The following is a 1730-nucleotide window of genomic DNA, read 5'->3' as shown; positions in this document are numbered from 1 at the left end:
CTACTGTACTTTTAGCTTGGGCGGCAATTATATCTGAGGGGTGAAAATAGGGGGAATTCCAAAAGTCGTAGGTGGCACTCGCTGCGGCTAGATTTCCCGAAGCTTGTGGCACACTTGTACTAGGTTGACTGGCCAAGTTTTCTACGATACTGATTAACCTTTTCTTTCTTCTGGTGTCCCCTAGGTCTGCATATTGTAATTCTTGGGCTGCCCATTTCTCCATTTTTTTGCTTACCTCCACCTTAATTCCTTCTTTCAAAACTATACCTATCAATCGTTTCCCCTTTTTTTAAGTTTCTTCTCTTTTTGTTAAGAAAGATCTGACTAATGGATAGCTTAATAAGGGGGGCATCTGATAATTTTTAACACCTACCTACTTATGTAGTCCAGAATTTTTCACAAAAGAAATCGGTGACTTTTGGCCACCGATTGAGAAAATCAAAACAGACTTAGATAACTCCGAGACGGGAGAGACCGAGGATGACACCGGCGCCGAGGACATGACCAAAACTGGTAGTACCCAGTAAAGCGCCTAATCCCATACCACCGAATAAAGCGGGGGAAGGTAAAGCAGGACCGACATTTTGTTGTTTAATAGTCGCTTTACCGAAAGCAATAGCGAGAATATTGCAGATAATCATGACAATCGCCACTTTAGGACTCCATTCGCTGGAACCTTGTACGGCGGTAGCGGCCATTAATAGGGTTGAATACATTGAAATTCTCCTGAACAGGTCGTTTTAAGTTTTTAATCTTAAAGGTAGTTTTCACCCCACATCACGCCCTGTTGCAATACTTAATAATCAAAAGCAGAGGAGTCAACGATAAGGCCGATTCGTTTCCACTTCCGAACTACTCGCTTAGTACAAATTCAAGTTTAAGCCTACTTCTCTAGCGAAGACGGCTAATCCTTTCTTTTCAATGGTTTTGATAGCTTTGGTGGAGATGCGTAGTTTGACCCAACGGTTGCCTTCCGACCACCAAACTCTTTTCCATTGTAGGTTAGCTTCTTGTAATTTTTTGGTGCGACGGTGGGAGTGGGACACCGCATAGGCGTTATTGGCCTTTTTCCCCGTCATAGTACAGACTCTAGACATAATTTACTCCTGTGCGATCGATGTTTGTCAATAGTCAACCTTTCTAGTTTAACTCAAATCTCGCCAGAAGTCCCCCCCTTCCCCTGGGTGAAGTGAAAGGAGATAAATTTAACAGCAAGTGGGGGGGATTAAGAAGTTGATTAAACCGGTTCACTGCTCAGACAATTTCGACAATTGCATCAAAGGTAATGGTGAGAATATTGTCAACAAATTTAGCTGTAATTTTTTACTGAATAAAAAATATTTTAATAAGTTTTACATAGTTTCTAGTATTCTAGTTAATTCATTTTTATTTTTCCACAATTTTACTTGAAAATCTTGGTATATTTTGGCGATAAAAGGGGCTTGATTACCTTGAACTATTTTTTCGATTTTATCGATTGTTTCGACAAAAATATTAATCATAGTTTGACGAGGCAAGTGGGAGCATCCCAGTTTTGCAATGAGTAAAAATACTCAGGCAATATCGCCGTTGAGATAAGCACAACGTAGCTTCAAATACTGAGGAACATTCTCTGCTTTCCATTGTGCTCCCACAATTTTCATTCTTGCACCTATTTGCTTAATCTTTGACTCTACACTTCCAGAACCGATGCAAATCCCTTGTGATTGATAGAGTTCGTAATTGGGTAT

General features: G+C 40.3%; 3 protein-coding genes and 1 pseudogene. All 4 read right to left on the bottom strand.

The features are described 5' to 3' along the window. Window positions 1-223: transposase (locus IQ224_RS23345; protein ID WP_130757148.1), on the bottom strand; the 223-nt coding region annotated here is incomplete at its 3' end. Between the two features lie 226 nt (window positions 224-449). Then, on the bottom strand, window positions 450-716 hold the full coding sequence (gene psaK, locus IQ224_RS23340; RefSeq protein WP_002734065.1) for a photosystem I reaction center subunit PsaK: 267 nt from the start codon (window positions 714-716) through the stop codon (window positions 450-452). Window positions 717-860: 144 nt separating this feature from the next. Then, a complete protein-coding gene (gene rpmB / locus IQ224_RS23335; protein ID WP_002732080.1) occupies window positions 861-1097 on the bottom strand; it encodes a 50S ribosomal protein L28 in 237 nt (78 codons plus the stop codon). Window positions 1098-1553: 456 nt separating this feature from the next. Further along, window positions 1554-1730: pseudogene (locus IQ224_RS23325) on the bottom strand (ISKra4 family transposase); the annotation flags it as partial.

This window comes from Microcystis sp. LEGE 00066 (genome assembly GCF_015207925.1).
GTDB classification, from domain to species: Bacteria; Cyanobacteriota; Cyanobacteriia; order Cyanobacteriales; family Microcystaceae; genus Microcystis; species Microcystis ichthyoblabe_A.
This window is presented reverse-complemented; position numbering and strand designations above follow the sequence as displayed.